Source organism: Bariatricus sp. HCP28S3_A4, assembly GCF_052066395.1.
In the GTDB taxonomy this organism is placed as follows: domain Bacteria; phylum Bacillota; class Clostridia; order Lachnospirales; family Lachnospiraceae; genus Allocoprococcus.
The window spans coordinates 44,561-70,454 of the sequence record NZ_JBQHSE010000016.1 but is presented as its reverse complement, the minus strand read 5'-3'; the positions used below and the strand labels follow the sequence as shown (position 1 = coordinate 70,454).

At 43.4% G+C, this 25,894-nt stretch carries 27 protein-coding genes and 1 riboswitch; of the genes, 9 read left to right on the top strand and 18 right to left on the bottom strand.

Going from position 1 to position 25,894, the window contains the following annotated elements:
• The first annotated feature begins 181 nt into the window (after window positions 1-181).
• Entirely contained in the window at window positions 182-502 is a 321-nt protein-coding gene (locus tag ACTNBF_RS09680) for a hypothetical protein (RefSeq protein WP_427806045.1), read from the top strand.
• A gap of 4 nt (window positions 503-506) precedes the next feature.
• On the opposite strand, the gene ACTNBF_RS09675 is transcribed toward ACTNBF_RS09680, so the two are convergent.
• On the bottom strand, window positions 507-1,145 hold the full coding sequence (locus tag ACTNBF_RS09675; RefSeq protein ID WP_441025073.1) for an ECF transporter S component: 639 nt from the start codon (window positions 1,143-1,145) through the stop codon (window positions 507-509).
• Between the two features lie 153 nt (window positions 1,146-1,298).
• Window positions 1,299-1,426: riboswitch (FMN riboswitch) on the bottom strand.
• A gap of 179 nt (window positions 1,427-1,605) precedes the next feature.
• Here ACTNBF_RS09675 and ACTNBF_RS09670 point away from each other — a divergent pair.
• Window positions 1,606-2,631: a helix-turn-helix domain-containing protein gene (locus ACTNBF_RS09670; protein ID WP_427819999.1), complete on the top strand. Its 1,026-nt coding sequence runs from the start codon at window positions 1,606-1,608 to the stop codon at window positions 2,629-2,631.
• A 92-nt stretch (window positions 2,632-2,723) separates the two neighbouring features.
• Window positions 2,724-3,095, top strand: coding sequence for a zinc ribbon domain-containing protein (locus ACTNBF_RS09665; RefSeq protein ID WP_427806048.1), 372 nt, complete (start codon window positions 2,724-2,726; stop codon window positions 3,093-3,095).
• A 44-nt stretch (window positions 3,096-3,139) separates the two neighbouring features.
• On the opposite strand, the gene pdxT is transcribed toward ACTNBF_RS09665, so the two are convergent.
• The 10 genes from pdxT to ACTNBF_RS09615 all read right to left on the bottom strand — a co-directional run bounded on the left by pdxT (window position 3,140) and on the right by ACTNBF_RS09615 (window position 11,189).
• Window positions 3,140-3,580 carry a pyridoxal 5'-phosphate synthase glutaminase subunit PdxT gene (gene pdxT / locus ACTNBF_RS09660; RefSeq protein ID WP_441089152.1) on the bottom strand — a complete coding sequence of 147 codons (441 nt, stop codon included), beginning with the start codon at window positions 3,578-3,580 and terminating at the stop codon, window positions 3,140-3,142.
• A gap of 6 nt (window positions 3,581-3,586) precedes the next feature.
• On the bottom strand, window positions 3,587-4,462 hold the full coding sequence (pdxS, locus tag ACTNBF_RS09655; protein ID WP_441089151.1) for a pyridoxal 5'-phosphate synthase lyase subunit PdxS: 876 nt from the start codon (window positions 4,460-4,462) through the stop codon (window positions 3,587-3,589).
• A 139-nt stretch (window positions 4,463-4,601) separates the two neighbouring features.
• On the bottom strand, window positions 4,602-5,591 hold the full coding sequence (locus ACTNBF_RS09650) for an HD domain-containing protein (RefSeq protein WP_427806051.1): 990 nt from the start codon (window positions 5,589-5,591) through the stop codon (window positions 4,602-4,604).
• A 2-nt stretch (window positions 5,592-5,593) separates the two neighbouring features.
• On the bottom strand, window positions 5,594-6,121 hold the full coding sequence (locus tag ACTNBF_RS09645) for a hypothetical protein (RefSeq protein WP_427806193.1): 528 nt from the start codon (window positions 6,119-6,121) through the stop codon (window positions 5,594-5,596).
• The gene (locus ACTNBF_RS09640; RefSeq protein WP_441017585.1) at window positions 6,112-6,870 is read right to left on the bottom strand and encodes a J domain-containing protein; all 759 of its coding nucleotides are present in this window, start codon (window positions 6,868-6,870) and stop codon (window positions 6,112-6,114) included. Before ACTNBF_RS09640 ends, ACTNBF_RS09645 begins: the two co-directional genes overlap by 10 nt.
• Complete coding sequence (locus tag ACTNBF_RS09635) at window positions 6,867-7,703, bottom strand: DUF5685 family protein (RefSeq protein ID WP_427806053.1); 837 nt, start codon at window positions 7,701-7,703, stop codon at window positions 6,867-6,869. Before ACTNBF_RS09635 ends, ACTNBF_RS09640 begins: the two co-directional genes overlap by 4 nt.
• Window positions 7,704-7,764: 61 nt before the next feature.
• Window positions 7,765-8,169 carry a C-GCAxxG-C-C family protein gene (locus ACTNBF_RS09630; RefSeq protein ID WP_427806054.1) on the bottom strand — a complete coding sequence of 135 codons (405 nt, stop codon included), beginning with the start codon at window positions 8,167-8,169 and terminating at the stop codon, window positions 7,765-7,767.
• 18 nt (window positions 8,170-8,187) lie between these two features.
• Window positions 8,188-10,344 carry a Tex family protein gene (locus tag ACTNBF_RS09625; RefSeq protein WP_441025082.1) on the bottom strand — a complete coding sequence of 719 codons (2,157 nt, stop codon included), beginning with the start codon at window positions 10,342-10,344 and terminating at the stop codon, window positions 8,188-8,190.
• Window positions 10,345-10,513: 169 nt separating this feature from the next.
• Entirely contained in the window at window positions 10,514-10,648 is a 135-nt protein-coding gene (locus ACTNBF_RS09620; RefSeq protein WP_441025084.1) for a hypothetical protein, read from the bottom strand.
• A gap of 58 nt (window positions 10,649-10,706) precedes the next feature.
• Window positions 10,707-11,189, bottom strand: a complete 483-nt coding sequence (locus ACTNBF_RS09615) for a DUF4143 domain-containing protein (RefSeq protein WP_441025086.1) — start codon at window positions 11,187-11,189, stop codon at window positions 10,707-10,709.
• 106 nt (window positions 11,190-11,295) lie between these two features.
• On the opposite strand from ACTNBF_RS09615, the gene ACTNBF_RS09610 reads away from it, so the two are divergent.
• Window positions 11,296-11,901, top strand: a complete 606-nt coding sequence (locus ACTNBF_RS09610; RefSeq protein ID WP_427806057.1) for a TetR/AcrR family transcriptional regulator — start codon at window positions 11,296-11,298, stop codon at window positions 11,899-11,901.
• Window positions 11,902-11,998: 97 nt separating this feature from the next.
• Here ACTNBF_RS09610 and glpK read toward each other — a convergent pair whose 3' ends face one another.
• Both glpK and ACTNBF_RS09600 read right to left on the bottom strand, forming a co-directional pair.
• Complete coding sequence (glpK, locus tag ACTNBF_RS09605) at window positions 11,999-13,492, bottom strand: glycerol kinase GlpK (RefSeq protein ID WP_441025087.1); 1,494 nt, start codon at window positions 13,490-13,492, stop codon at window positions 11,999-12,001.
• A gap of 440 nt (window positions 13,493-13,932) precedes the next feature.
• Window positions 13,933-14,964 (bottom strand): aldose epimerase family protein, encoded by a 1,032-nt coding sequence (locus ACTNBF_RS09600; protein ID WP_427806194.1) that lies wholly within the window; start codon window positions 14,962-14,964, stop codon window positions 13,933-13,935.
• A 300-nt stretch (window positions 14,965-15,264) separates the two neighbouring features.
• On the opposite strand from ACTNBF_RS09600, the gene ACTNBF_RS09595 reads away from it, so the two are divergent.
• Together ACTNBF_RS09595 and ACTNBF_RS09590 are read left to right on the top strand one after the other, a co-directional pair.
• Complete coding sequence (locus ACTNBF_RS09595) at window positions 15,265-17,097, top strand: NAD(P)-binding protein (RefSeq protein WP_427820008.1); 1,833 nt, start codon at window positions 15,265-15,267, stop codon at window positions 17,095-17,097.
• A complete protein-coding gene (locus ACTNBF_RS09590; RefSeq protein ID WP_441089150.1) occupies window positions 17,091-18,833 on the top strand; it encodes a [FeFe] hydrogenase, group A in 1,743 nt (580 codons plus the stop codon). Before ACTNBF_RS09595 ends, ACTNBF_RS09590 begins: the two co-directional genes overlap by 7 nt.
• A gap of 64 nt (window positions 18,834-18,897) precedes the next feature.
• Here the strand turns inward: ACTNBF_RS09590 and ACTNBF_RS09585 are convergent, their stop codons facing one another.
• Together ACTNBF_RS09585 and ACTNBF_RS09580 are read right to left on the bottom strand one after the other, a co-directional pair.
• Complete coding sequence (locus ACTNBF_RS09585) at window positions 18,898-19,587, bottom strand: LrgB family protein (RefSeq protein WP_441025091.1); 690 nt, start codon at window positions 19,585-19,587, stop codon at window positions 18,898-18,900.
• 2 nt (window positions 19,588-19,589) lie between these two features.
• A complete protein-coding gene (locus ACTNBF_RS09580) occupies window positions 19,590-19,955 on the bottom strand; it encodes a CidA/LrgA family protein (RefSeq protein ID WP_441025093.1) in 366 nt (121 codons plus the stop codon).
• 167 nt (window positions 19,956-20,122) lie between these two features.
• Here ACTNBF_RS09580 and ACTNBF_RS09575 point away from each other — a divergent pair, with 167 nt between their 5' ends.
• The 3 genes from ACTNBF_RS09575 to ACTNBF_RS09565 all read left to right on the top strand — a co-directional run bounded on the left by ACTNBF_RS09575 (window position 20,123) and on the right by ACTNBF_RS09565 (window position 22,632).
• Window positions 20,123-21,040, top strand: coding sequence for a diacylglycerol/lipid kinase family protein (locus ACTNBF_RS09575; RefSeq protein WP_427820011.1), 918 nt, complete (start codon window positions 20,123-20,125; stop codon window positions 21,038-21,040).
• Between the two features lie 24 nt (window positions 21,041-21,064).
• Window positions 21,065-21,883 carry a glycerophosphodiester phosphodiesterase family protein gene (locus ACTNBF_RS09570; RefSeq protein ID WP_427806064.1) on the top strand — a complete coding sequence of 273 codons (819 nt, stop codon included), beginning with the start codon at window positions 21,065-21,067 and terminating at the stop codon, window positions 21,881-21,883.
• Between the two features lie 98 nt (window positions 21,884-21,981).
• Window positions 21,982-22,632, top strand: a complete 651-nt coding sequence (locus ACTNBF_RS09565; protein ID WP_441025125.1) for a phosphatase PAP2 family protein — start codon at window positions 21,982-21,984, stop codon at window positions 22,630-22,632.
• Window positions 22,633-22,689: 57 nt separating this feature from the next.
• Here ACTNBF_RS09565 and mutY read toward each other — a convergent pair whose 3' ends face one another.
• From mutY to ACTNBF_RS09550, 3 genes are read right to left on the bottom strand one after another with little or no spacing between them, the layout of a single operon-like run.
• Window positions 22,690-24,456, bottom strand: coding sequence for an A/G-specific adenine glycosylase (mutY, locus tag ACTNBF_RS09560; RefSeq protein WP_441050002.1), 1,767 nt, complete (start codon window positions 24,454-24,456; stop codon window positions 22,690-22,692).
• Window positions 24,446-25,228 (bottom strand): DeoR/GlpR family DNA-binding transcription regulator, encoded by a 783-nt coding sequence (locus ACTNBF_RS09555; protein WP_427820012.1) that lies wholly within the window; start codon window positions 25,226-25,228, stop codon window positions 24,446-24,448. The genes mutY and ACTNBF_RS09555 overlap by 11 nt, the downstream gene beginning before the upstream one ends.
• A gap of 24 nt (window positions 25,229-25,252) precedes the next feature.
• The gene (locus ACTNBF_RS09550) at window positions 25,253-25,756 is read right to left on the bottom strand and encodes a YcxB family protein (protein WP_427820013.1); all 504 of its coding nucleotides are present in this window, start codon (window positions 25,754-25,756) and stop codon (window positions 25,253-25,255) included.
• Between the last annotated feature and the right edge of the window lie 138 nt (window positions 25,757-25,894).

Sequence of the window (25,894 nt, the reverse complement as noted above, 5' to 3'; positions counted from 1 at the left end):
AGATAAACATACGATAACTTATCAACAATCAACTAAATACGAGCGGCCGTTCTGCTCCGCATAGCGGCCGTTGAAAAACGCATTTGCGACCGCCAGAGGGCGCAAACTGCACTGTCATTAATCGCACAAATATTTCTATTTCAAATTACATATTTTACAGCAAAAACACATGGAGGCAATTATGGAATTATTATTAAGCAACCAGACAGAATGTCAGCGCGTGGAAGTATATAACGAATATCTTCGGAAGATTCCGGAATTACTTAAACAGTTGGATACAGTCGAGAAAATGTATCAGAAGGCGCTTTTAGAAGAGGAAATGCTGAAAGGGAAGGAGGAAAACAACCACAGTGTAATCCTGTATCATGAACGTCTGGAACGCATCAAAAAGCAGTGTGAAGAGCGCTCAGCCGATATCCGCCAGCAATGCCGGCTTATTTTTGAACTGAAAGATCAAATCGAAAAAGAAAGCAGTGCACTTAAGGCACTGCTTCCACACTAAACTTTTATTCCCGTCCCATTTTCAGAATCGGACTAATCTTTTTATAAATCAGAAATACGATCAGCGATACCAGAACACCCTTCAGCAAATTGAATGGTGCGACTGCAAACACAACGAACGTAAAAAGACTCGTAATATTTGCATTTACCGCAGTTCCCATTCCCACCAGTGCATCGATCGGCATATTAAACGCCTTCGCATAGGTCGGAATCAGGACATACGCATTTAAAAAACATCCGGCAAACGTCATAAACAAGGTTCCAGTCAGCATTCCGATGATTGCACCTGTTCTTGTATGGAATTTGCGGTAAATATAGGAAGCCGGAAGGCAGAATGCACATCCAATCAGGAAATTGGCAAGTTCGCCTACTCCTGCGGTTGTCGATCCATTGATCAGGAAGTTAAGCAAAATCTTCACCAACTCAATCAGCACACCGGCAACCGGCCCCATAGTAAAGGCTCCGATCAATACCGGAACTTCGCTGAAATCGATTTCATAAAAACTTGGCGCAAACGGAAGCGGGATTTCGAACAGCATCAAAACAACTGCGATTGCTCCAAGCATACCGATCTGTGCGATCATTTTTACATTTACTTTTGTTTTCTTACCATTTTTTGTGTTTGTCATTGCATCTGTACTCATGTTTTTCTCTCCTTTTCTTAATGCAAGATTTTCGATTGAGTTAAAAAGGAGGAAAATCTTCCTGGTTAATTGGGAAATCATCGGTTTTCGTAATACAAAAGCCCCGGCTACTGCTAACCGGGGCGTACTCTTTTATCTGTATTAAAAACAGCCGATTTTCTTCTCTCATCCAGACTCTACTGTCGGTTTTGGAATTACACCAAATCAGCCGCTCTCATTTTCGATCGCGGGTCGCGGACTATACCGCCGGTTGGGAATTGCACCCTGCCCCGAAGAAATTCCTTTTTCTTTTCGGCTATATTATAGCGCAGTGCTGCACAGAATTCAAGTTTTTTATTCATAACTGTCAATTAAGTTTTTTTCCTGATATTTAACTTATAATCAATTGTGAACCCCGCATGAATTTGTTATCCTAAAATCAAGCAAAGACCGATGCATACAAACTAAGGAGGTACCGCTTATGCAAATAGGTGAAGTGATACGTAAATACAGAAAATCCGCCGATATGACTCAGGAAGAAATGGCGAACCGTCTTGGTGTGACTGCCCCGGCAGTCAATAAATGGGAAAATGGAAATTCTTATCCGGATATCACACTTCTCGCCCCGATTGCCAGACTGCTCGGCATTTCAACAGATGAACTGCTCTCATATCGTGAAGAGCTTTCTTCCGAAGAAATACAAGAACTTGTTCGTACAGCAAACACCAAATTTCAAGAAGAAAATTATGAAGATGTTTTCCGATGGATCAAAAAAGAACTGGAACTATACCCGAATTGCGAGCAGCTGATCTGGCAGATGGCCGTCATGCTCGACGCCAACCGACTCTTGAAAGGCCTGCCGGATTCCGATGATTACGATGATTACATCTGCAGCTGCTATACACGTGTCCTGAGCAGCAAGGATGAGACTCTACGATATCATGCTGCAGACTCTTTGTTCGGATTCTACATGCGCAAAGAAGAATACGAAACTGCCGGCAAGTATTTACAGTACTTATCGGTGCAGAATCCGGAACGAAAGCGGAAACAGGCTGAAATTTATCAAAAAACAGGTCGGATTCAAGAAGCCTACAAAACTTATGAAGAATTGCTATTTGCCGAATATCAGGTGGTAAGCGGAATACTCACCGGTATGTATATGCTTGCCTTACAGGAACATGATAGTTCAAAAGCCCACCTGCTGATTGAGAAACAAAGCGGGCTGGCCAGATTATTTGAAATGGGTAAATACTATGAAATTTCATGTCGACTGGATCTGGCTGCATTTGAGAAGGATGCGAAAAACTCCGCTGAAATCATGTCACAGATGTTGGACTCGGTTGATGATATATTCTGTTTCCGCAATTCACCGCTTTATGAACATATGACGTTCAAAGAACCACAAGCCAACTTCATAGAGAAATTAAAAAATAACTTGATTTTGTGTTTTCAAGACAAAGAAACATTTAATTTTCTCGAGGAACAGACGAATTACGCCAACGAATAAACCGGCAAGAAAAAATTACCTCTTCTCTCAGTTGGTGTGCTATAATAAACAGTATATTCGCATATATTCATACTTACCGGAGGTGGAAGATTATGTTTTTTATCATGGGTGCCGGACAGGATCAGAAAGTCCTCCCATTTGACCAGATCATGCTTTGCAAATGCTGCGGGAAATTCGGCCATATTCAGATTATCATGACCTATTCTTATTTCTCATTTTTCTTTATCCCGCTTTTTAAATGGAACAGGCATTACTATGCCAAAATGAACTGCTGCGGAGCCGTCTGCGAACTTTCTCCCGAACTGGGCAAGGAAATTGCACGCGGAAATGTAACCTCGGTGAATGAAAATGATCTGATATTTTCCCCGGGGTCTTCATCCGGCAGACACTGCCCGAACTGCGGTTATCATACCAATGAAAATTTTGACTTCTGCCCCAAATGCGGAAGCCGCATGCATCCATAAAAAGTTTGGCCTTTGATGAATCTTATCTCACCAAAGGCCTATTATTATTGATTTTCACATTCTTTCAAAAACATCTCATGGATTCGATCATCCTCATCCAGTTCCGGATGAAACGAAAGGCCATACTGTTTTCCAGATTTTACAGCCACAATATTTCCGTCAACCTCTGCCAGAATTTCTGTTCCATCGTCTGCCTTCTCAATATAGGGCGCTCTTATAAATGTCATCGGAACCTTCCCGATTCCTTTCATTTCCTGTATTGTAAAAAAACTTCCCAATTGTCTTCCATAGGCATTTCGCTTCACCGTCACCGGCAACGTACCGAAATAAACATGTTCGTCATCCGAAAGCTCTTTTGCCAGAAGAATCAGTCCGGCACATGTGGCCAGCACCGGTTTTCCCTGTTCGATCTGCATTTTCAACGTATCAAACATATCCAGTTCCCGGAGAAGCTTTCCCTGCACAGCAAGTATCCCGATCTTCATTCTACTCTACTTGCCCCTCTCTGCCATCAGAAGCTGAATTTCCTGTTCGTTAATACCTACCATGGCCTCGCCAAGGTCTTCGGAAAGTTCAGCAAGCATTTTGCTGTCCTGATAGTTTGTCACTGCTTTTACGATTGCCGCTGCCCGTTTTTTCGGATCACCGGATTTGAAAATACCGGATCCTACAAATACACCTTCTGCGCCAAGCTGCATCATCAGTGCCGCATCTGCAGGAGTTGCCACACCGCCTGCCGCAAAATTCACTACCGGAAGACGACTGTTATTATGCACATATTCAATCAATTCATATGGCACTCTCAGATTCTTTGCTTCCTCAAACAACTCGTCCTCGCGCATAGAAACGACTTTGGCGATTTCGCTGTTCATCATTCTCATATGTCTTACAGCCTGAACAACATCGCCGGTTCCCGGTTCTCCTTTTGTTCGGATCATAGATGCGCCCTCGTTGATTCTTCTGAGTGCCTCTCCCAAATCTTTTGCTCCGCACACAAACGGAACTTTGAATTTACGCTTATCAATATGATACACATCATCTGCCGGTGACAATACTTCACTTTCGTCGATGTAATCAATCTCTATCGCTTCCAGAATCTGTGCTTCCACAAAATGTCCGATTCTGCATTTTGCCATGACAGGAATCGATACTGCTTCCTGAATTCCTTTGATCATTTTTGGATCGCTCATTCTGGAAACTCCGCCTGCCGCACGAATATCCGCCGGAATACGTTCCAGCGCCATAACAGCACATGCACCTGCCTCCTCCGCAATTCTCGCCTGCTCCGGAGTCGTTACATCCATAATCACTCCGCCTTTTAACATCTGCGCAAGCTGTTTATTCAATTCATATCGTTTTGTGTCCATTTTGATTACCTCCGTTTATCTCATAACCTATCGTATTGGTATGTATAGCATCTCAAAACTGACATGAAATGAATATACAATTTTCATTATTTTATAGAGGACAGTTTTAAAATGAATCTAAAAAGAGGATGCAGTAAATCTACATCCTCCGTTTTTTCAATATCCATTTTTGTGCTTCTACGAACATTTTATCACATGCTTCTTCATACGGAAGCCATTCCAGCACATGATCTTTTTCTATCGGCTCTGCAACTTTCTCTTCCAGCTTCCCCGAATAATAGAATTGTATCGGATGAAAATACCCGATTCTTTCATGTATCCCATATATTTCCGCCGAACCTTCATACCGCTCAATTACCACAGAATATCCCGTCTCTTCCATACATTCTCTCACAATGCAATCGATATGAGTTTCCCCTACATTTATACCTCCGCCCGGAAGAAAATATCCTTTCGGTGTCCGAATGACAGCCACCTTCCCTTCGTGCGTTGCAATCAGATAAGCCCCCGGTCGGTCATAATATACCGCACCTTCAACCGGCTCACCAAATGTTTTTTCGATAAAATGGCTTTCTCTACTGATTTTTTCCAGTGTATCTCTGTAAACTCTCTGCCGAAGCTTTTTCATATATGGGATGTCTTTTGTCTGGTCCTGCCCATAGGTAAACTGCAGATCATACTCAAGCGGGAGCCAGGTATCAATCGACGCTTCATTATGCTGAATCACCGCTTCCAGCTTATCAAGAGCCTGTACCAGCCGGGACTCCTTCGTCTCCTTTTGAAGAACTTCCCGAAAAATCCCTTCCAGCTCCTCTTTTCTCCCTTCCGAGAGCATCCCAGTGATTTCCATTAAAGACTCTTCTTCCGTTTTCTCATCCGCCTCCGTCTTAACGAATGCAGGAATATCCCCGGTCACTGCTTCTCCCAGATCATGAAAAAGACAAAGTTCCATCACACGGTTCATATCATAGTCGGGAAATTCATCCTTAACCAGCCAGGCAAAAACCATCAGCCGGTAGGTATGCTCTGCCACACTTTCGCGTCTTCCACTTGAAGTCCAGGAATGACGGGTGTTACATTTTAATTTTTCTGCCAGTGACAGAAATTCTAATAATTTGCGTTCTTCCATATTTACAGTATCTTCCTCATTCTGCTCCAGATCTGCGCCTGCGCATATTCATATGCTCTGTCATAGACAAAAAGGCCTGCCTGTCCTGCTGCCACGATTCCAAGCAACATTGCAGGGGTGACCGTTCCCGGAAAAAAAACTTCCCTGAATCCAAACACCATTGGCAAAAAGAGCAGATTGAAAATTACATATTTGGCTCCCCAGAATAAAGCAGCCCGATTCCGCTCTCCCTGCAATTGTCCTATACGCTTCCAGATCAATTCTATGGCAAGAATATAAAATCCCATGGCAGCATAAGAAATTACATACAGTTTATTTGGTGAGATCAGTATCCCAAGAAGAACACCTGCCGCATAGAATACCGCTCCGGTTCTTATATCCGTCTCCCGGATCAAAAATCCCACAAAATAAGATGCCGCCGCCAGGAGAAATAATGTATTTGTCTCAATCACGCTTCCAAGCGCGATACACACTTCGGTAAGTGCCAGTAAAAGTCCGCCAATTGCAATCTTTTTCGCATTTACATGCATGAGCAAAGGTCGCCTCCCATACATTCACATAACGTGTCCATGATCCAAAGGTCACAGCACATATTTCCGGTACCGCACGGGGTACTGTTCTGGTTTCCATATCCACCGCCATATGGATTATTCTGATAACGCTGCGAATTCCAGTTTACCTGATTCAGAAGCTGACGGTACTGCGGATTGTTCGGCTCCATATTGACAGCCTGCTCTGCATGGTTTCTGGCAAGAATATTATTTCCAACGCCTGCATTTGCCATACTACTTAAGTAGTACCACTGAGCAGTGCGGCTCGGCATTCTGTTCAATACATTCAGTGCATCCTGATATCTGCGGTTGTTGATAAAATTGTAAACTGCCTGGAATTCCACATCCTGCTGGCTCCCTGATGAACGATTCTGCTGATATCCCTGATTGCCGCCATTTCCATAGCCGTAATTATATCCATATCCCTGACCGCCATAGCTGTTATTTCCACGACTGCTGTTGTTCCCGTAGCTGCCATTGTTCCCATAGCTGCTGTTTCCATACCCATAACCGCCGTATCCGCCGTTACCACGATTCTCACGATCACGCATAATGATGTCGTAAGCTTCCTGAACCTCTTTGAATTTCTCTTCTGCAAGGTCTGCCAGCGGATTATTTACATTGGCATCCGGATGGTATTTTCTTGTCAGCTCGCGGTATGCCTTTTTTATCTCATCATCCGATGCACTCGGTGATACACCAAGCACTTCATAAGGATTCTTTGTCATAACTTAGGTTCCTCACTTTTCTTATCCTTCATTTTTTTGTAACGATTCCAGACTCCATCATATAATATATTCCGCAAAATGTCTACATCCAGCAGGCATGGAAGCATCTCAAATTCAGCAGTGCAATTTCCGATCATCATACAGAGCATCTCCCTGCATTGCTCCTCATAATCTTCTTTTTGGGAAAGTTCCTTCAGTGGATTATAACTTTTTGTCCGCATGTCCTTTTCCAGATCCTCCCAGGCATCCATAATGTAAATGAATTTTCCAAGGTAAAATCCGATTTTCCTGAGCCTGTCTTCCCACCCGTCTTTTTTATAAACGAAGAGTTCTGCCATCATTCTCCCAAAGCATCCGGAAGGTCTGTCAATCTCCATCGTTCCGCTTTTTTCGCAGCGGGAAAGATTTTTCAGTTCCCGCTGTATCGCCCTGCACTGTCTCGGATATTTGCGTACTATCTTCTTCATCTTGTGCCGAAGCGCACAGGTTCCCGCAAAACCACTCACTTTTTTTTCATCCTGCCAGTCATCCTTCAGATGATAATATGCCAGGATCATATTCATATCCGCAGCATATTCCGTAATCTCATTCTGAAGCATGAGCTGTTTCTTCGCAGGATGGACCTTGCATCGATGCATACTCCCTTTCGTTTCACACTCATACAGTGAAGTCAGTAATATAACCAGAAATGTCATATCATAGGTCAGTGTAAGCTGCCCGAGCGTCCCGTGTCTTTCTTTCAAAGAACGGCACAGGCCACAATAGTATGCTTTATATTTTCGAAAATCTTTCACCTTAAGTTCCGGCTCATAGGCCGTTACATATCCAAACATATCCGCCTTCTCCCCGTCATTTTCCTCCCCCTTGACGTTTCGCTACTCTTTACGATATGTGTTAAACTCCGAGAATATTCTCCAGAAGTTCCGCTGCATCCTGAATACATCCGTCACAGCTTCTTAAGACCTTCTTCGTCTGGATCCCTTTCAGTTCTCCACAGATCGAAGCACCGTTCTTTTCCTCAAAACCGGATACGATCTTCTTGGAAGTCTGATACGTATCCACCTTACTCTTCACCTGAGAATTGCCTTTGCTGTTCATAAGTCCCACGATTGCAACCGCACCGGAGATCGCACCGCAGGTTCCGTGCATTCCGCCCATTCCGGCTCCGAATCCTTCCATAACTTTGAACAACTGGTCCTCATCCATATCCACCTGATCACTGAATGCACACGCTACTGCCTGTGCACAATTATAACCCTTTGCGTGCAATTCCAATGCCTTTTCAGCGTATTTTCCCATAGCATCTGTCTCCTTTTTCTATTTTTGTATTCCTCTCATGGTCAATTGAATTCTCTTTTTCTGCAGATCTACACTCATGACTTTGACATCCACAATATCACCGACGCTGACTGCTTCCAGCGGATGCTTGATAAATTTGTCTGTGATCTGTGAAATGTGTACCAGACCGTCCTGATGAACTCCGATATCAACAAACACCCCAAAATCAATGACATTTCTGACCGTTCCTTTCAGGATCATTCCTTCCTTCAGGTCTTTCATCTCCAGTACGTCTGTTCTGAGAATCGGTTTCGGCATCTCGTCACGCGGGTCACGGGCCGGTTTTTCCAGTTCTTTTACAATATCTCTTAAAGTAATCTCACCGATTCCAAGCTCTTCTGCCAGTTTCTTGTAATCCCGGATCGTGAGAGAAAGGCCGGTCAGCTTTCCTGCCACAATATCTTCCGGTTTAAATCCCTGTTTTTCCAGAAGTTTTGTCGCTGCTTCATAGGACTCCGGATGTACACTGGTTCCGTCCAGCGGATTCTTGCCTCCCTGGATTCTCATGAAACCTGCACACTGCTCGAACGCCTTCGGTCCCAGTTTCGGAACTTTCAGGAGCTGCCTGCGATCCTCAAATTTTCCGTTTTCTTCGCGGTATGCCACGATATTTTTCGCAAGAGTACCGGAAATGCCGGAAATATAAGCAAGCAGCGGCGCCGATGCGGTATTCAAATCCACGCCGACCTTATTTACGCAGTCCTCCACAACTCCGGAAAGTGCCTCGCTTAATTTCTTCTGGTTCATATCATGCTGATACTGTCCCACACCGATGGATTTCGGATCGATCTTCACGAGTTCGGCAAGCGGGTCCTGAAGCCTTCTTGCAATCGAAGTCGCACTTCTTTGTCCGACATCGAATTTCGGGAACTCCTCGGTTGCCAGTTTACTTGCAGAATAAACGGATGCACCTGCTTCATTTACGATCACATACTGTACCTTCTGCGGAATTTCTTTCAGCAGCTCTACGATAAACTGCTCTGATTCCCGGGAAGCGGTTCCGTTGCCCAGTGATATCAGGCTCACATTATACTTCGGAATGATCTTTTTAAGCAAATCTTTCGCTGCCTGAATCTTCTGCGGTGTGGTCGGCGCTGTCGGATAAATAACCGTCGTACCGATTACTTTTCCGGTCGGGTCGACGACGGCCAACTTACATCCGGTACGGAACGCGGGATCCCATCCCAGAACGACCTGTCCGACAATCGGGGGCTGCATCAGAAGCTGTTCCAGATTCTTGCCAAATACGAGAATCGCACCATCTTCCGCTTTCTCCGTAAGGTCATTGCGGATCTCACGCTCAATCGCCGGCGCGATCAGTCTCTTATAACTGTCTTCCACAACTGCTTTTAATACAGGTGTGGTGTATTGGTTGTCTTTGTGAATAACCTTTTTCTCAAGATAGCGGATGATATCCTCCTCCGGCGCTTCGATCTTCACAGTCAGGAATTTTTCTTTTTCACCACGGTTTAATGCCAGCACGCGGTGCCCTGCAAGCTTTGCAACCGGCTCTGCGAAATCGTAGTACATTTCATATACAGATTCTGCCTTTTCATCCTTTGCCGCAGAGGTCAGCATTCCCTTTTTCACCGTCAGATTCCGGATATGCGTCCTGTATTCCGCCTCATCGGAAATCGATTCTGCCAGAATATCTTTCGCACCTTCAATTGCTTCCGCAGCACTTGCCACTCCTTTTTCCTCTGATATATACTCTGCTGCCGTTTCTTCCAGAGGACCTTTCGCGTTCTGCAGGGAAATATATACCGCCAGCGGCTCCAGACCTTTTTCTTTCGCGATGGTTGCACGGGTACGTCTCTTCGGACGATACGGGCGATAGAGATCATCCACCAGCACCTGTGTCTCTGCCGCCAGAATCTGTGCTTTCAGTTCCGGTGTCAGCTTACCCTGCTCTTCAATACTGGAAAGTACCTGTTCTTTCTTCTCCTCCAGATTTCTGAGATACATCAGTCTTTCATGTAATTTACGAAGCTGCTCATCATCCAGCGTACCATGCGCTTCCTTACGGTAACGTGCAATAAACGGGATCGTATTTCCTTCATCTATCAGCTTGACCGCGGCATCCACCTGCCACCTTTTTACGCCAAGTTCTTCGGTAATCTTTTGATTAATGTCCATGTAATAAATCCTCACTTTCTTTATGCCAAAGCACAGAAACACTACTGCTTATCATATCATGATGATTTCAATTTTTCAACGAATCATCTAAAAATAGCGCCGGGGCCTCTGTCCACGACGCTATTTATCACATATACACAAAATATTTTTTCTCCTTCAGTATCAGCAGTTATTTCAAAATCACTTCTTTAATCATACCATTTTTGAGCTGATATCCGACATTCTTAATACAGGTTTGCCCCATAAATGCTGCCTTTTTCCTCCCAACAAGTGCAAAAGTCGTCTTCGGATACAACAGAATCAAAAGCTGACCGTCCGCCCTTTTCTCCGCCGAATAACTGAAAATGATGCAATAATAAAAATCAAATCATCCAAATCGGAACGATATAATTATCTTTATCAACCGCCCTAAGCGCAGGCTTCATACAGATAACTGCTCCTTTTGACCTAGGTGTGGATGCTTTATCTAATAAACCAGATACTTTCGTCAGTTTTGTTCCGGGATTTGATGTTTTTTTAATTTCAATTGGGTTCAAGACCCCATCGTGTTCTAATATCACATCAATTTCTTTGGCATCCTTGTCCCGATAATAATACATAAACGGCTGTTTACCACTATTTAAATACGTCTTCATTATTTCTGACACTACATAATTTTCCAAAATCGCACCATTCATAGTTCCACTTTCCAACGTCTCTGCACTGCTCCAACGAGTCAAATAACAGACTAACCCCGTATCATAGAAATACAACTTTGGCGTTTTTACAAGTCGTTTCAGCAAATTGTCAGAGTATGGGTGAAGATAAAAAATGATTCCCAAAGTGCTGTATTTATTTTCACACATTTTAGAGTCCACTCTGTTTTCTTGCTATTTCTGAATGATTATGGTATACTCTAACATACGGAGACGGTCATTTTTGATCACGAAATAAAAAGTAAGAGGTAATGAAATGAGCGATATTGAAAAGGAACCACTATCGAAGCAACAACTGAAATCCAAAGAAACAAAAGGCAGAATTTTCCGTGCCGCAAAAACAATACTTCAAAAACAGGGCTATGAACAGTTGTCTATTAAAAATATCTGTGAAGAGGCAGGAGTTTCTAACGGAAGTTTCTACCATCATTTTAAGACGAAAGACGATTTGCTTTCATATTATATAGAAGAGCAGCCAAGCATCAATCCGGATCTTCTGGAGCCGCCTGAAGATGCAGAAGAGGCAAAAATTGCCATTATTCATGTATATCTAAATTATGCCGAATACTGCCGCGAACTCGGTGTGGAATTCATGGCCAATTATTATACCCCGAAGAATCAGGCATTGAATCCCAGTATACGCACGGAACGCCCTTATCCGATTATTACGGTGGAGCACTATCTCCAAAAAGCAATCGATGCCGGTATTGTAACGCCCACCATCCCCCTTGAGGATATTTGTACCGATATCCGTATGCTGGTCATCGGAAATGTATTTGAATGGTGTCTCCATAACGGAGATACAGATTTTGAAGGAAATATCCGGCGTTCACTGGGGCATTATCTGGATGGGATATTTTAGAAAAACGTTTTTATAAAAGACGTTATTGGGAGGCGTGCCCCATTCGGGTCACACCTCCTCCTTTCTAAGACTTTCGATTTTCCTACAGTCTCCTTCTTTATTCTTCTGCCCACACCAGCGCGCATTTCACAGCTTTCTTCCATCCCTTCACCAGTTTTTCTCTGGTTTCACCCGGCATTTCAGAAGCAAATGTTCTGGAAAGTGCCCAGTTTTCACGGATATCGTCCGTATTTTCCCAATATCCGACAGCAATTCCGGCCAGATACGCAGCGCCCAGAGCGGTTGTCTCGACGCATTCCGGCCTCAGTACATCCACGTCCAGAACATCGGACTGGAACTGCATCAGGAAATTATTCATGGAAGCGCCGCCATCCACTTTCAGGCTTGTGATCTTCACGCCGGATTCCTGTTCCATCACATCAAGAATGTCTTTTGTCTGATAAGCCATAGATTCAAGCATTGCCCGAATAAAATGTTCCTTACTGCATCCCCTTGTAACTCCGACAATGGTTCCTCTGGCATACTGATTCCAATATGGTGCTCCGATACCAGTAAACGCCGGTACAATATAGACTCCATTCGTGTCTTTTACTGACATGGCGTATTCTTCCGACTGCGCGGCATTCTTAATCATCCTCATCTCATCACGGAGCCACTGGATTCCCGCGCCGGCCACGAACACACTGCCTTCCAGCGCATACTGGACTTTTCCTTCCACACTGGCTGCTATCGTTGTAAGAAGACCGTTCCGGGAGGCTGCCGCCTTTTCCCCCGTATTCATCAGGAGGAAGCATCCGGTCCCGTATGTATTCTTCACATCTCCCGCCGTGAAACAGCATTGTCCGAAAAGTGCAGCCTGCTGATCACCTGCTGCCCCTGCGATCGGGATACTGTCTCCCAATACGCTTCCTTCTGTATATCCGTAGATATGGCTGGACGGTTTCACATCCGGGAGCATGGATTTCGGAATCCGGAAATATTCCAGTATTTTTTCATCCCAGCAAAGATCATGAATATTGAACATCATCGTCCTGGAAGCGTTGGTATAATCAGTAACATGTACAGTTCCTTTCGTCAGGTTCCAGATCAGCCAGGTATCGATCGTACCGAACAGCAGATCTCCCGCCTCTGCTTCTTCCCTTGCTCCTTCGACGTTATCCAGGATCCACGCCACCTTCGAAGCACTGAAATACGCATCCGGTATTAAGCCTGTTGTCTCATGAACATAATCAGAGAGCCCGTCTTCCACCAGTCTTTCGATCCGGTCTGCCGTCCTTCTGCACTGCCACACGATCGCGTGATATACCGGTTTTCCGGTATGCCTGTTCCATACGACCGTTGTTTCTCTCTGATTCGTGATTCCGATCGAAGCAATCTCAGTCCCCGATGCACCGATCTTGCTGATCGCTTCCGCTGCAACGGAGAGCTGCGATGCCCAGATCTCCATCGCATCATGTTCTACCCAACCGGGCTGAGGATAGATCTGCTTAAATTCTTTTTGTGCCATACTGCAGATATTGCCCTGCTTGTCAAATAAGATACAGCGCGAACTTGTGGTGCCCTGATCCAGTGCCATTACGTATTTTTTCATTACCATTCCTCCATTTATTTTTATATGGCAAAAAACCTTTCAGGCAAGCGTTCCTGAAAGGCTCTTTTAATTTTAGAAGGGAATTTTGCAATTATTGGTATTGGCTACCTCTTTGTGTCTTTATTGTATCTCGTATCAATGCAAAAATCAAATCAGTAATTTTAATATAACCCCTCTATATATAGATCATATCTATAAGCTATTTCAGCAGAAACTCTTTGCAATTTTAGAATAACACATTTTCTGTAAAAAAGATATTCTCTTGCATGCAAAAAACCTTTCAGGCAAGCGTTCCTGAAAGGTCTTTTAATTTTAGAAGGGAATTTTGCAATTATTGGTATTGGCTACCTCTTTGTGTCTCTATTGTATCTCGTATCAACGCAAAAAGCAAATCAGTTATTTTGATATATAAAGCCAATATATAGATTATATCTATAGCGCTACACAAATTTGTACATTGTGGTTGTCTTGTAGGTATCTCCTTTTCTGCAGATCGGTCCCGGGAAATTCTCTTTGTGGATTGCATCCGGGAAATACTGAGTCTCAAAGCATGCCGCCTGCCGTTTATGATAGCTCGCACCGCCTTTGCCCTTTTCATCAATAATAAAGTTACCGGTATAAAGCTGCATTCCCGGTAAATCCGTATAGACTTCCATCGTAATACCGCTTTCATCCGAATGCATTTCTGCTACTTTGGCGAATTTACCATCATTGTTCAGAACCCAGTTGTGATCGTATCCCATACCATAATTTAACGCTTCATAATCATCATAGATATCCCGTCCAAGTTTTTTCTTTGTACGGAAATCCATCGGTGTCCCCTCAACAGGAACAATTTCTCCGGTCGGAATGGATTCCTTGTCTGCGCGGGTAAATGCATCCGCATCGATCCATACTTCCTGTTCCATCACATCTCCCGATGCATGTCCATCCATGTTAAAATAGCTGTGATTCGTCATATTGATCACGGTATCCTCATCTGATACACCATAATAAGAAATCTTTACGGCATTATCCTCTGTCAGTGTGTATGTTACTTCTATATGCAGATTTCCGGGGTATCCCTGATCTCCGTCCGGACTTTCCAGAACAAAGGTAACATGATCCTCTTCAGCTTCTTTAACATCCCAGACTCTGTTATGATAAAAATCCGGTCCACTGTGCAGATTATTATCATTATCATTCTTCACAAGTTCATAGATCTTCCCATTAATCTCAATAGAAGCTCCGCCGATCCGGTTCGCACTTCTTCCCACGGTTGCCCCCAGGAAAAGTCCGCCTGCTTCATATTCCGCTGCTTCATCATAGCCGAGAACCACATCACAGAGATTTCCCTCTTTGTCCGGCACGATAACCTGAGTAAGCGCAGCTCCATAGTCTGTTACGGAAATCTCCATGTTATTACAATTCGTCAAAGTATAAAGCTTCGTCTCATCACCATTCACGGTTGCCCCAAAATCTGTTATTTTCATCATTCCATCCGCCCTTTCTTCAAATCCCCTACGCCGAGGTTATTTTTATTTTTAGAATACCATATTTCAGCAAAAAAAGATATGATTTAAAATCAAAGAATCCACCACATTGTTATATTTTTATCCATCCTGACTATATTTTAACTTAGCTTGCTAAATTGTTTTAATTTTAGTACAATGTATTTATAGAATGTTCAGTTTTATGACGTCTGCTTATAAATTAAATCGATAGAAAAGGCCAAGCAGATGCCATAGGCTTATGCCCCCAACATCATTTTATATTTAAAGGAGAAAAGAACTATGAGTAGACTTGAAATTTCTGCTCCGGATCGTGCCCAGCTTGTCATTGAAGGGCTTTACAAAGATCTGGAACGCAGAATCGAATCCAGTCCTCCGGGACTTTGTCCGGTGGACATGACACGTGCATTTCTTGAGATGTGTCATACACACACCTGTGGAAAATGTGTTCCGTGTCGAATCGGTCTGTGGCAGCTGAAGAACCTGCTGACAGATGTTATGAACGGCGATGCAACGATGGATACGCTTGATCTTATGGAAGAGCTCGCGGTATCAATCATGGAAGGTGCTGACTGTGCGATTGGCTATGAAGCAGCACATATGGTTTACAAGAGCCTGATCGGCTGCCGTGAAGATTACGAAGAACATGTGCATCAGGGGAGATGTACATGCCATTACTCACAGCCGGTTCCGTGTGTATCTCTTTGCCCGGCTCATGTTGATATTCCTGGATATATCGCTCTGGTTGGAGAAGGACGCTATGCAGATGCGATCCGCCTGATTCGTAAGGACAATCCGTTCCCGACTACCTGTGGATTTATCTGTGAACATCCATGCGAGGCACGCTGCCGTCGTAATATTGTGGATGATGCTGTCAATATCCGTGGTCTTAAGAGAATGGCTGCTGACTATGCCGGAAAGGTACCGCCTCCGAAGTGCGGACCGTCAACCGGCAAACGTGTTGCTATCGTAGGCGGAGGTCCGGGCGGCTTAAGTGCGGCTTATTATCTGCAGCTTATGGGTCACCAGACAACCGTGTTCGAGATGCTTCCGAAGCTCGGCGGTATGCTCCGCTATGGCATTCCGAACTATCGTCTTCCGAAAGATCGTCTTGATGATGATATCAATGCAATTCTCGAGACCGGTGTGGAAGTAATCTACGGCAAAAGAATCGGTGAAGATATGACCATTCAGAGCCTTCGCGAAGAGTATGATGCCGTACTTATCACGATCGGTGCAAGTACCGATAAGAAGCTTGGTATCGAAGGTGAACATGCTGAAGGTGTTCTTTCCGCAGTTCAGTTCCTTCGTGATGTCGGAAAAGAACAGAATCCGGATCTTACCGGACAGGAAGTTGCTGTCATCGGAGGCGGAAACGTTTCTATGGATGCTGTACGTACTGCAAAACGTCTCGGTGCCAAGAAAGTTAGCATCGTTTATCGTCGCCGTGTTGCAGATATGACTGCTCTTCCGGCTGAGATTGAGGGTGCTGTTGCAGAAGGAATCGAAGTTCAGACCCTGATGGCTCCGTCACGCATCGCAACCGATGAGAACGGACATGTAACAGGTATTTATGTAACTCCTCAGATGATCAGTAAGATCAAGGATGGCCGTGCAAGTGTACGCCCGACCGGAGAGCCGGATATATTTATTCCGTGCCAAACTCTGATCGTAGCAATCGGACAGGATATTGAATACCAGCATTTCGAAGAAGCAGGTGTTCCTGTACAACGCGGTAAGATCAGCACGCAGAAATACGGCGGATTTGATAATATCCCAGGCGTATTTGCCGGTGGTGACTGTGCATCAGGTCCTGCATCTGTAATCAAAGCAATTGCTGCTGCCAAAGTAGTAGCTGCAAATATTGACGAATATCTCGGATTCCATCACGTAATCAGCTGTGATGTTGAGATTCCGGAAGCTCGTCTCGACGACCGCCCGCCGTGCGGAAGAGTCAACATGACCGAACGTGAAGCTTGCGAACGTGTCTGTGACTTCAACGGTGTAGAAAACTGTATGACCGAAGCAGAAGCAAAACAGGAAGCCAGCAGATGTCTGCGCTGCGACCACTTCGGCTACGGCAGCTTCAAAGGAGGCCGGGAAAAATTATGGTAAACATTACAATTGATAATAAACAAATATCTGTACCCGAGGGTACAACAATCATGGAAGCCGCAGCAAGTGCCGGCATTCCGATTCCGAAGCTCTGCTATTTAAAGGGAATTAATGAAATCGCAGCATGCCGTGTCTGTCTTGTTGAACTGGAAGGCATGGAGAAGCTGATCACTTCTTGTAATAACGTTGTAAAAGAAGGCATGGTTCTTTATACCAACAGCCCGAAGGTTCGTAAAGCAAGACGCAGAAATGTGGAACTGATTCTGTCTCAGCATGACGGAACATGCTCATCATGTGTCCGCAGCGGTAACTGTGCACTCCAGACTCTGGCCAATGACCTGAACATTCTGGATATTCCGTTCAAACAGCGTCTGGAAGATTTCCCATGGGATAAAGACTTCCCGTTGATTCGCGATCCGAAGAAATGTATCAAGTGTATGCGTTGTATTCAGGTTTGCGATAAGATTCAGGATTTACATATCTGGGATGTGACAAGTACCGGTTCCAGAACCACAATCAATGTAACAAACAATAAAAAGATTACAGAAGTATCCTGTTCATTGTGCGGACAGTGTATCACCCATTGTCCGGTAGGTGCTCTTCGCGAACGCGATGACACAGAAAAAGTATGGGATGCTATTGCAGATAAGAAGAAGGTAGTTGTTGCACAGGTTGCTCCTGCTGTGCGTGCAGCATGGGGAGAGGCACTTGGCCTTCCGCTCGAAGAGGCTACAGTCGGAAAGATTATGGATTCTCTTAAGAGACTTGGCGTTGATTATGTATTCGATACTTCTTTCTCAGCCGATCTTACAATTATGGAAGAAGGAACCGAGTTCCTTGAAAGATTTACCAAAGGCGAACTGAAGCTTCGTCCGATGTTCACATCATGCTGTCCTGGCTGGATTCGTTTCATCAAATCCCAGTATCCGCATCTGGTCCCACAGTTATCCAGTGCGAAATCCCCGCAGCAGATGTTTGGTGCCGTTATGAAGACATACTTTGCAGAGTCCATCGGAGTGGCTCCCGAAGATATCTTCACCGTTTCTGTCATGCCGTGTGTGGCAAAGAAGGGCGAAAGCAATATGGAACTGTTCTACAAAGAATATGCAGGACACGATACGGATATCGTTCTTACGACCCGCGAACTGACGCGTATGATCCGTTCTGCTCACATTGATCCAAAGACTCTGGTTGACCGTGAGTGTGATCCGCTCATGAAGGAATACTCAGGAGCGGGTGTTATCTTTGGTGCGACAGGCGGTGTAATGGAAGCTGCTCTTCGTTCCGCTCATTATCTGGTAACTGGACGTAATCCTGAACCAGACGCATTCAAGATCGTAAGAAGCCCTGCTTTCGGAACAGGTGTCATCGAAGCAGAAGTTAAACTCGGAGACGCAACCGTACGTGCTGCTGTTGTCAGCGGACTTGGCAATACCAGAAAACTGATCGAAGCAATCGAACACGGCGAAGTGCATTATGACTTTGTAGAAGTTATGGCCTGTCCTGGCGGATGTGTAGGCGGCGGTGGCCAGCCGATCCACGACGGTGAAGAACTTGCACATGAGCGTGGAAAGAATCTGTACTTCCTGGATGAGCATTCCAAGATCCGGTTCTCACATGAGAACCCGGATGTTCTGAAGCTCTATGAAGACTATATGGAAAAACCATGTTCTCATAAAGCACATATGCTTCTCCACACAGACCACAATGCATGGGAGATGCCGCGCGGGAATTAATCTGAGATTATAATTACTAAATACAATGCCCTCCGTTTTAACGGAGGGCATTCTTATAACATCATTATAAAAACTGCGCAAAAACCGACGCAGCAATCACAGTTAAAATCCCTGATACAACTATAGAAAGACTACTCATAGCCCCTTCTACATCTCCCATCTCCATAGCTTTCGCCGTTCCAATCGCATGAGAAGCAGTACCTATACCTATTCCTTTCGCAACAGGATCCGTTATTTTAAATAATTTACAAACAGTGTCTGCACATATATTACCCACAACACCTGTAATAATTATGATTGCAACCGTAATGGATGCATATCCTCCCAATTCTTCCGAAACTCCCATTCCAATGGCTGTCGTTATAGATTTTGGCAGAAAAGTAACGTACTCTTCATGACTAAATTCAAATAAAAATGCCATTATTAATATGATTCCAAGACTTGTAAGAACTCCTGCAAAAATCCCCCCCAAAATTGCTTTCCAGTTTTTCTTCAAAAGCTCCATCTGCTCATACAATGGTACGGCAAGACAAATTGTTGCCGGTGTCAACAGATAGCTCAGATATTTTGCTCCTTCATAGTAAGTCGAATAATCAATTCGGAACACAATCAATACCACAACAGACAAAATGATTGAGATTAATAAGGGATTAAAAATTGGCAGTTTTAGTTTTGCTTTCATGAGGTTTCCTATTCCATATGTTATCAAGCTTAACAATACCCCAAAAAAAACCGAATTTTCAAAAAATCCCATTTTTACCTTTCCCCTTTCTTTCGTAAATCCCGATGTATTACAGCCTGTGTTGCTCTTCCCGCTACAACCATAACTCCAATCGTTGAAATAACCGTAACAGTAATATACTGCATCCAGGCAGGTTTAATGATATTCCATGATTCCACCAGTCCAACAGCAGCAGGAATAAACATAAGCGGCATGATTTCTATCATAAATCGACTTATTTCTTCCACCTTATCAAGCGGAATCAATTTCACTTCAAGACATAAAAATAAGAGAATAATACCATAAATACTGGCTGGAATTGGCAGTGGTATCAAATAATTCAATAGTTCACCTGCAAATGAAAAAATCAAAATAATTCCGAATTGTTTTATATATTTCATAAAATCCCCTCCTATTCAATAAATACCACTTCATCGTATCACATTGTTTTTGTTGATGCAAGAACACATTTTATACACAATTCCATTTTGATCTTTCCCTTTACACAACAAATCAATAAAGATATAATAAAAGCAACAATTCCTTAATGAAACGAGGTGCTAATTATATGTTACATTTCATCGTAAATCCGTGTGCCCGTTCCGGTCTTGGAAAAATCGTATGGGAAAAGATCGAGCAGAAACTTGCGGACGAACAAGTGGCTTATCAAATGTATTTTACACAATACAAATGTCATGCCACTAAAATTGCCCAAGAGATCACATCCGATGGACACCAACATACTCTGGTTGTGCTTGGTGGTGACGGAAGCATAAACGAAGTAATAAACGGTATCTGTTATCTTGACAAAACCACTTTAGGCTATATTCCACTTGGCTCAGGCAATGATTTCGCACGAGGTCTTCAGATTCCATCTGATCCCGAAAAAGCATTGGAAATCATTCTGCATTCTCCCCATAAGCGCACTCTTAACCTCGGCGTTCTGAACTTTCATTATCAGTCACACCGCTTTGCCGTAAGTTCAGGTATCGGTTATGATGCCGCCATCTGTCATCAAATAAACAGATCTCGTATCAAGCGTATTCTGAACAGAATCAATCTGGGTCAACTTGGTTATGTCGCACTTTCAGTAGGAACGTTATTTCGATGGCACCCCATTAAAATGAAACTACTAATAGATGGAACCAAAACATTGCATTTTCAAAAGGTTTATTTTGCTGCTGCTATGAACCTCCCTTTTGAAGGAGGCGGCTGTAAATTTTGTCCGACTGCAAAACCTGATGATAATTTTTTGGATCTTATTGTTATCGCAGATGTTCCGAAAGTTGCTGCACTTACAATTCTTCCTACGGTTTTTTCAGGTAAACACACTCACATGAAAGGTGTACATATTTATCGTTTTAAACATGCGAATGTAAAAGTCGATGTTCCTTTAGTACTTCATTCAGACGGTGAACCCTTTCCTGCAGAATCGGAATTAGAATGGATGCTCGAATCAGACTCATTACAAATACTTGTACCATAACCAGTTTTATAAGGAGATTTCTAAATGTTACAAATATTAATTGTTCTCTCTTTATTATTAACGTTTTATCTTATTATGATTATGCCGAATTTTTTACGCCGAAAAGAAATGAAACCTTTTCTTCAGCGTGATTATGCACATAGAGGCCTGCACAGTGCAGATAAGCTCATTCCGGAAAATTCCATGGCTGCTTTCCGCGAAGCATTAAATAACAATCTTGCCATTGAACTGGATATCCATCTGACACGCGATAATCAAATTGTTGTTTTCCACGATGAAACATTAGATCGGATTTGTCATGTTCCCGGCACAATAGAAAATTCCTCTTATGAAGAGTTACGATCTCTTCGATTACAAGGGACTTCAGAGCATATTCCTCTTTTTTCAGATGTTTTGAATTACGTAAACGGCCGTGTTCCTCTTCTGATTGAACTAAAGCTTCCTTCAACAGATACTCGTCTTTGTAATTATACGCTGAAACTACTTAGAACTTACAACGGACCTGTTTTAATTCAGTCTTTTAATAGCCTTGGAGTACGCTGGTTTTTTAAAAATGCACCTGATATCCTTCGCGGACAGCTTTCATCCTCACTTACAAAAACTAATCCAGAAAGCCCTTATTTGGCACGTTTTTTCGTGCAGCATTTACTGACAAACATGTTCTGTCATCCAGATTTTATTTCCTACAAAATGACAGACACCTCAAATCTTGGTGTATGGTTAAATCAACACCTTTATCGCATTCCAATTGCCGTCTGGACATTGCGTAATCCCAAAACTTATAACCAGGCTCAGCAGAAATATGATATGTACATTTTCGAAGGATTTTCTAAAAAAATATGAAGGTTTTATGAAGAATATTGTAGATGAAAACGAATAATGTTATAATGACCGAAGATTAAAGAAAGGAGGAGTTTCCAGTGAAACGTCTTACAATAAATATAAAAGAATTATTTGATAAGTACCATCATGCCTGGGTTTTTTTATATGGTTTCATCTATATGCCCTGGTTTTCATGGCTTGAGAAACATGTAACCTCCAATTATTTTGTGATTCACTCTGTTTTCGATGATTATATTCCTTTTATTGAAATATTCATTATTCCTTATTTGTTGTGGTTTGTATATGTTTCCGGTACTGTACTTTACTTCTTTTTTACAGATAAGCAGGGTTTTTACAGAATCTGTACCCTTCTTATAACTGGGATGACTTTATTTTTAATAATTTGTACCATTTTTCCAAACGGACTCAATTTACGCCCTTCCACTTTTGCACGGGATAACATTTTTGTTGATCTGGTTCGATTCATTTATAGATCAGACACATCAACGAATGTATTGCCAAGTCTTCATGTTTATAATTCCATCGGCTGCTATATCGCAATCCGTAACAGCCAGAAGCTGCGTCAATACAAGTGGGTACAGAATGGTTCTCTGGTGTTAACAGTTTCCATCGTTCTTTCCACTATGTTCCTAAAGCAACATTCAGTAGTCGATGTAATTGCCGCAATTGTAATGATTTATTTCATTTACCAATTTGTTTATATCCCAGAACAGGTAAAAGCGCCTGCGTTGGCACAGCCTACTATATAGTGCATATAATAAAAGAGCTTTGAGCAACAGATTTACATGTTGATCAAAGCTCTTCTTCTATAATTCGACTCCATATTTCTTCTGTCCAAGCTGGATATTCATATAGGAAGTGTAGGCCTCAAACGCTGCCGGCATGGAGTATTTCTCCTGCACTTCCTTCGGATTCAAAAAGATCATCGACTCTGTACAGTTTTTTTCCAATTCATCAACCTGAATGTGATACCCGGTCATTCTCCATTCTACGTGACTGAAAATATGCTTTGCATCCGCAAGTTTCTGCACATGAACCGGCATCAATCCGATTTTCTTACTGTAGGCAATCACCTCATCCATCGAAAGCCTTCCTTCGACATTCGGGAATTCATACATCCCCGCAAGCAATCCGTTCTTCGGACGTTTCCGGATTGCCACTGTCTCCAGATCCTGAAAAATCAGGATTGTTCTTTCTTCGATTCTTCGCTCCTTCGCCTTTTTCCTGACTGGGAGCCGATCCTGGCATCCTTCTTTATAAGCCAGGCACAAAGACGCAAGCGGACAGATATCACATCTGGGTTCTCCGTTCGGTCCGCAGATTGTTGCTCCAAGCTCAATCAATCCTTGATTGAAGTCAGACGCCGCATCCGCCGGAATCACCTGTTCCAGCATTTGCTCCATGTTTTTTCGAACAGATGCCTTCATAATATCTTCTTCACTCGCCATCATTCTGGATACAACCCGCAGAACATTTCCGTCAACAGCAGCTTTGGGTATACCAAATGCAAATGATGCAATCGCACCTGCCGTGTAATTGCCTATTCCGGGCAGATCACGTATCTGATCATATTCGGACGGAAAAATCCCCTGATATTCCGACATAATCACTTTGGCCGCTTTCTGCATATTTCTCACACGATTATAATATCCAAGCCCCTCCCACATCTTAAGGAGCTGATCCTCATCAGCCTGGGCCAATTCCTTTACCGTCGGAAACGCCTTCAAAAACCGTTCAAAATATGGTTTTACAGCCTCCACCCGTGTCTGTTGCAACATGATCTCCGAAACCCAGACACGATATGCACTGACATTCTGACGCCAGGGAAGTTCTCTGTGATTTTCACGATACCACGAGACCAGTGGCACCGTCATCTCATACAATTCCGGATTCTCCAATACCACCGGAACCTCTTCGGCAATTTCGATCGAATCGTATCCAACCCGGCAGTCATATGCAAGGATCTGAACCCCGGCATTTTTTGCCCGCGCCAGCGCATCCGCAAAAGCCGGATGCGTATCCCTGTTTGGTGTGAAATAACGGACATTTCTCATTTGTATCACAAAAAAGACATATGCCTCGTATCCTTCCTGAACAGCGTGTATCAGTTCCTCTACATGCTTCACCGCCCGTTCGCTTGGCGCGTCAGGAAACCGCACGACACCATCTTCTTCCAGCGTCACGCCTTTCACTTCGACAAATGCCTTTTTATTATCATATTCTACATATAAATCAAATCGGGAATTCCCGTAGGTCGTCTCCGGATGAACCATTCTGACATTTTCAAATAAATGTCCCTGTTCGATCCACTCCTGAACCACACGGTTCGGAATCTGTGAATCCACATTCACCATTTTCCCGTCTTTCACAACTCCAATCAGATCCCAACGTGTTTTACGTTGCGGATTATCCGATTCCTGAACAAAGACTTCGCTGCCTTTGCAGAACAGCTCCGCACATCGCCCAGTGTTTTTGACATGCACGATTTCTTCACACCCGTTTATCTCCACATGAGCAATAAAGCGGTTCGGCCGCGCAAGAAATCTTCCCTTTATTATTCTGTTATATTTCATATTTCGTACTCGCAACAACCAGCGGAATCTGCTCTCTTTCCGCTTTTCGGACATATTCTTTTCCAATTTGCGCATCCGTAATAATCTTATACACCTGCTTCACCGGACAGATCACCGATACATATCCCCCTCCGAACTTACTGCTGTCAGCAAGTACATACACCTGGGAAGCCGCCTTCAAGATCGCCCGTTTCACCTGCATCTGAGGAGTCGCGATGGAGGTAAGACCTACATCAAAATTGATACTGTGGACTCCTATAAATCCTTTGTCCACATGGAACTGTTCCATATTCTGTAAAGCTGACTCTCCCATTGTTGCTGCCAGATGACCACCCACATGACCACCAATCAGATATAACTCCACATGACGCACCCCGGCCAGCTCGTTGCCCACCAAAAGAGAATTCGTCACAACAGCAATCCTTTTCTCAGGATGCTCTTTAATATATAAAGCAAGATAAAAACTGCTGGATGCATCATCGATAATAATGGTATCTCTATCCTCGATATACGCATATGCACAGGCAGCGATCTGGCGTTTTTTTTCCGTGTTCCGATAAATACTCTCCGCAGAATATTTTCTCTGCACTTTCTCATCCAGTCTGATTGCTCCTCCATGGGTCCTTTTCAGAAGACCTTCCTTATCCATACTCTTAATATCATTCCGTATTGTTACTTCAGAGCATTCAAGCTTCTTACTCAAATCAGCAACTTTCACCTTACCGTACTCATTCAGTTCCTGTAAAATGGCATTCCGCCTTTCCTGCATCATTTTGAAAATCCACCTCTATATCTTCTATCTAAGCCGCACACATCCCGGACGCACATGCTGCGTTACCATCGTCATAATCGGCACGAATCGGTCTTTGAAATCCTCTTTTGGAACGATCAAAGCCTGATTCTCATCATAATAAAACCCAATCGTTTTGGGCGCTGCAACTACCCTGACAATCTTCTCCCAAGGATAATTCCGAACCTTCCCTTTCCATTCAACCGTAATTCCTTCTTCATCAAAGGTAAACTCATTTGGTTCACGATACTGCTCAATCTCCTGCACCTGCTTTTTAGCCCGGAATCTCAGGAGCAGAGGTGTATATGCGATAAAAATCGCCGCCGCCACAAAATAAAACAGCACGTTCAAGCCCTTTGCTTTCCCCATGATCCACATGATAATACCCATGAACGCGATCGCCGCTCCCAATACATTCGTCAGAAAACCGGCAAATTTAGAATACGTATGGTAAAGTGTAAAATCAAACAAATACTTGTCCGTCATTTTGACTGTTATTTTTTCTTTCATTTTCGTTCCTCCATATACCGGAAACTTTCATACCGTCCGGCAAAAATTATATTCCGTTCAAAAAGATCTGGCAGATCTTTTTGTCGTATGCATGGCAACGTCAGAAAGTCCTCTTGTATTGTAACACACAAGAGGACT

Bases quoted from the DNA above. Each gene is read 5' to 3' on its own strand.
- ACTNBF_RS09645 (WP_427806193.1), bottom strand. From the start codon at position 6,121: ATGCATGTAAATGCGAAAAAGATTGCAATTGGCGGACTTTTACTGGCA.
- ACTNBF_RS09595 (WP_427820008.1), top strand. From the start codon at position 15,265: ATGAGTAGACTTGAAATTTCTGCTCCGGATCGTGCCCAGCTTGTCATT.
- ACTNBF_RS09555 (WP_427820012.1), bottom strand. From the start codon at position 25,228: ATGATGCAGGAAAGGCGGAATGCCATTTTACAGGAACTGAATGAGTAC.
- ACTNBF_RS09650 (WP_427806051.1), bottom strand. From the start codon at position 5,591: ATGGAAGAACGCAAATTATTAGAATTTCTGTCACTGGCAGAAAAATTA.
- ACTNBF_RS09550 (WP_427820013.1), bottom strand. From the start codon at position 25,756: ATGAAAGAAAAAATAACAGTCAAAATGACGGACAAGTATTTGTTTGAT.
- ACTNBF_RS09585 (WP_441025091.1), bottom strand. From the start codon at position 19,587: ATGGGATTTTTTGAAAATTCGGTTTTTTTTGGGGTATTGTTAAGCTTG.
- ACTNBF_RS09675 (WP_441025073.1), bottom strand. From the start codon at position 1,145: ATGAGTACAGATGCAATGACAAACACAAAAAATGGTAAGAAAACAAAA.
- ACTNBF_RS09580 (WP_441025093.1), bottom strand. From the start codon at position 19,955: ATGAAATATATAAAACAATTCGGAATTATTTTGATTTTTTCATTTGCA.
- ACTNBF_RS09610 (WP_427806057.1), top strand. From the start codon at position 11,296: ATGAGCGATATTGAAAAGGAACCACTATCGAAGCAACAACTGAAATCC.
- ACTNBF_RS09570 (WP_427806064.1), top strand. From the start codon at position 21,065: ATGTTACAAATATTAATTGTTCTCTCTTTATTATTAACGTTTTATCTT.
- ACTNBF_RS09670 (WP_427819999.1), top strand. From the start codon at position 1,606: ATGCAAATAGGTGAAGTGATACGTAAATACAGAAAATCCGCCGATATG.
- ACTNBF_RS09600 (WP_427806194.1), bottom strand. From the start codon at position 14,964: ATGAAAATAACAGATTTTGGGGCAACCGTGAATGGTGATGAGACGAAG.
- ACTNBF_RS09665 (WP_427806048.1), top strand. From the start codon at position 2,724: ATGTTTTTTATCATGGGTGCCGGACAGGATCAGAAAGTCCTCCCATTT.
- ACTNBF_RS09680 (WP_427806045.1), top strand. From the start codon at position 182: ATGGAATTATTATTAAGCAACCAGACAGAATGTCAGCGCGTGGAAGTA.
- ACTNBF_RS09615 (WP_441025086.1), bottom strand. From the start codon at position 11,189: ATGTGTGAAAATAAATACAGCACTTTGGGAATCATTTTTTATCTTCAC.
- glpK (WP_441025087.1), bottom strand. From the start codon at position 13,492: ATGAAAAAATACGTAATGGCACTGGATCAGGGCACCACAAGTTCGCGC.
- pdxT (WP_441089152.1), bottom strand. From the start codon at position 3,580: ATGAAGATCGGGATACTTGCTGTGCAGGGAAAGCTTCTCCGGGAACTG.
- ACTNBF_RS09630 (WP_427806054.1), bottom strand. From the start codon at position 8,169: ATGGGAAAATACGCTGAAAAGGCATTGGAATTGCACGCAAAGGGTTAT.
- ACTNBF_RS09640 (WP_441017585.1), bottom strand. From the start codon at position 6,870: ATGACAAAGAATCCTTATGAAGTGCTTGGTGTATCACCGAGTGCATCG.
- ACTNBF_RS09575 (WP_427820011.1), top strand. From the start codon at position 20,123: ATGTTACATTTCATCGTAAATCCGTGTGCCCGTTCCGGTCTTGGAAAA.
- ACTNBF_RS09590 (WP_441089150.1), top strand. From the start codon at position 17,091: ATGGTAAACATTACAATTGATAATAAACAAATATCTGTACCCGAGGGT.
- ACTNBF_RS09625 (WP_441025082.1), bottom strand. From the start codon at position 10,344: ATGGACATTAATCAAAAGATTACCGAAGAACTTGGCGTAAAAAGGTGG.
- pdxS (WP_441089151.1), bottom strand. From the start codon at position 4,462: ATGGACACAAAACGATATGAATTGAATAAACAGCTTGCGCAGATGTTA.
- mutY (WP_441050002.1), bottom strand. From the start codon at position 24,456: ATGAAATATAACAGAATAATAAAGGGAAGATTTCTTGCGCGGCCGAAC.
- ACTNBF_RS09635 (WP_427806053.1), bottom strand. From the start codon at position 7,703: ATGTTTGGATATGTAACGGCCTATGAGCCGGAACTTAAGGTGAAAGAT.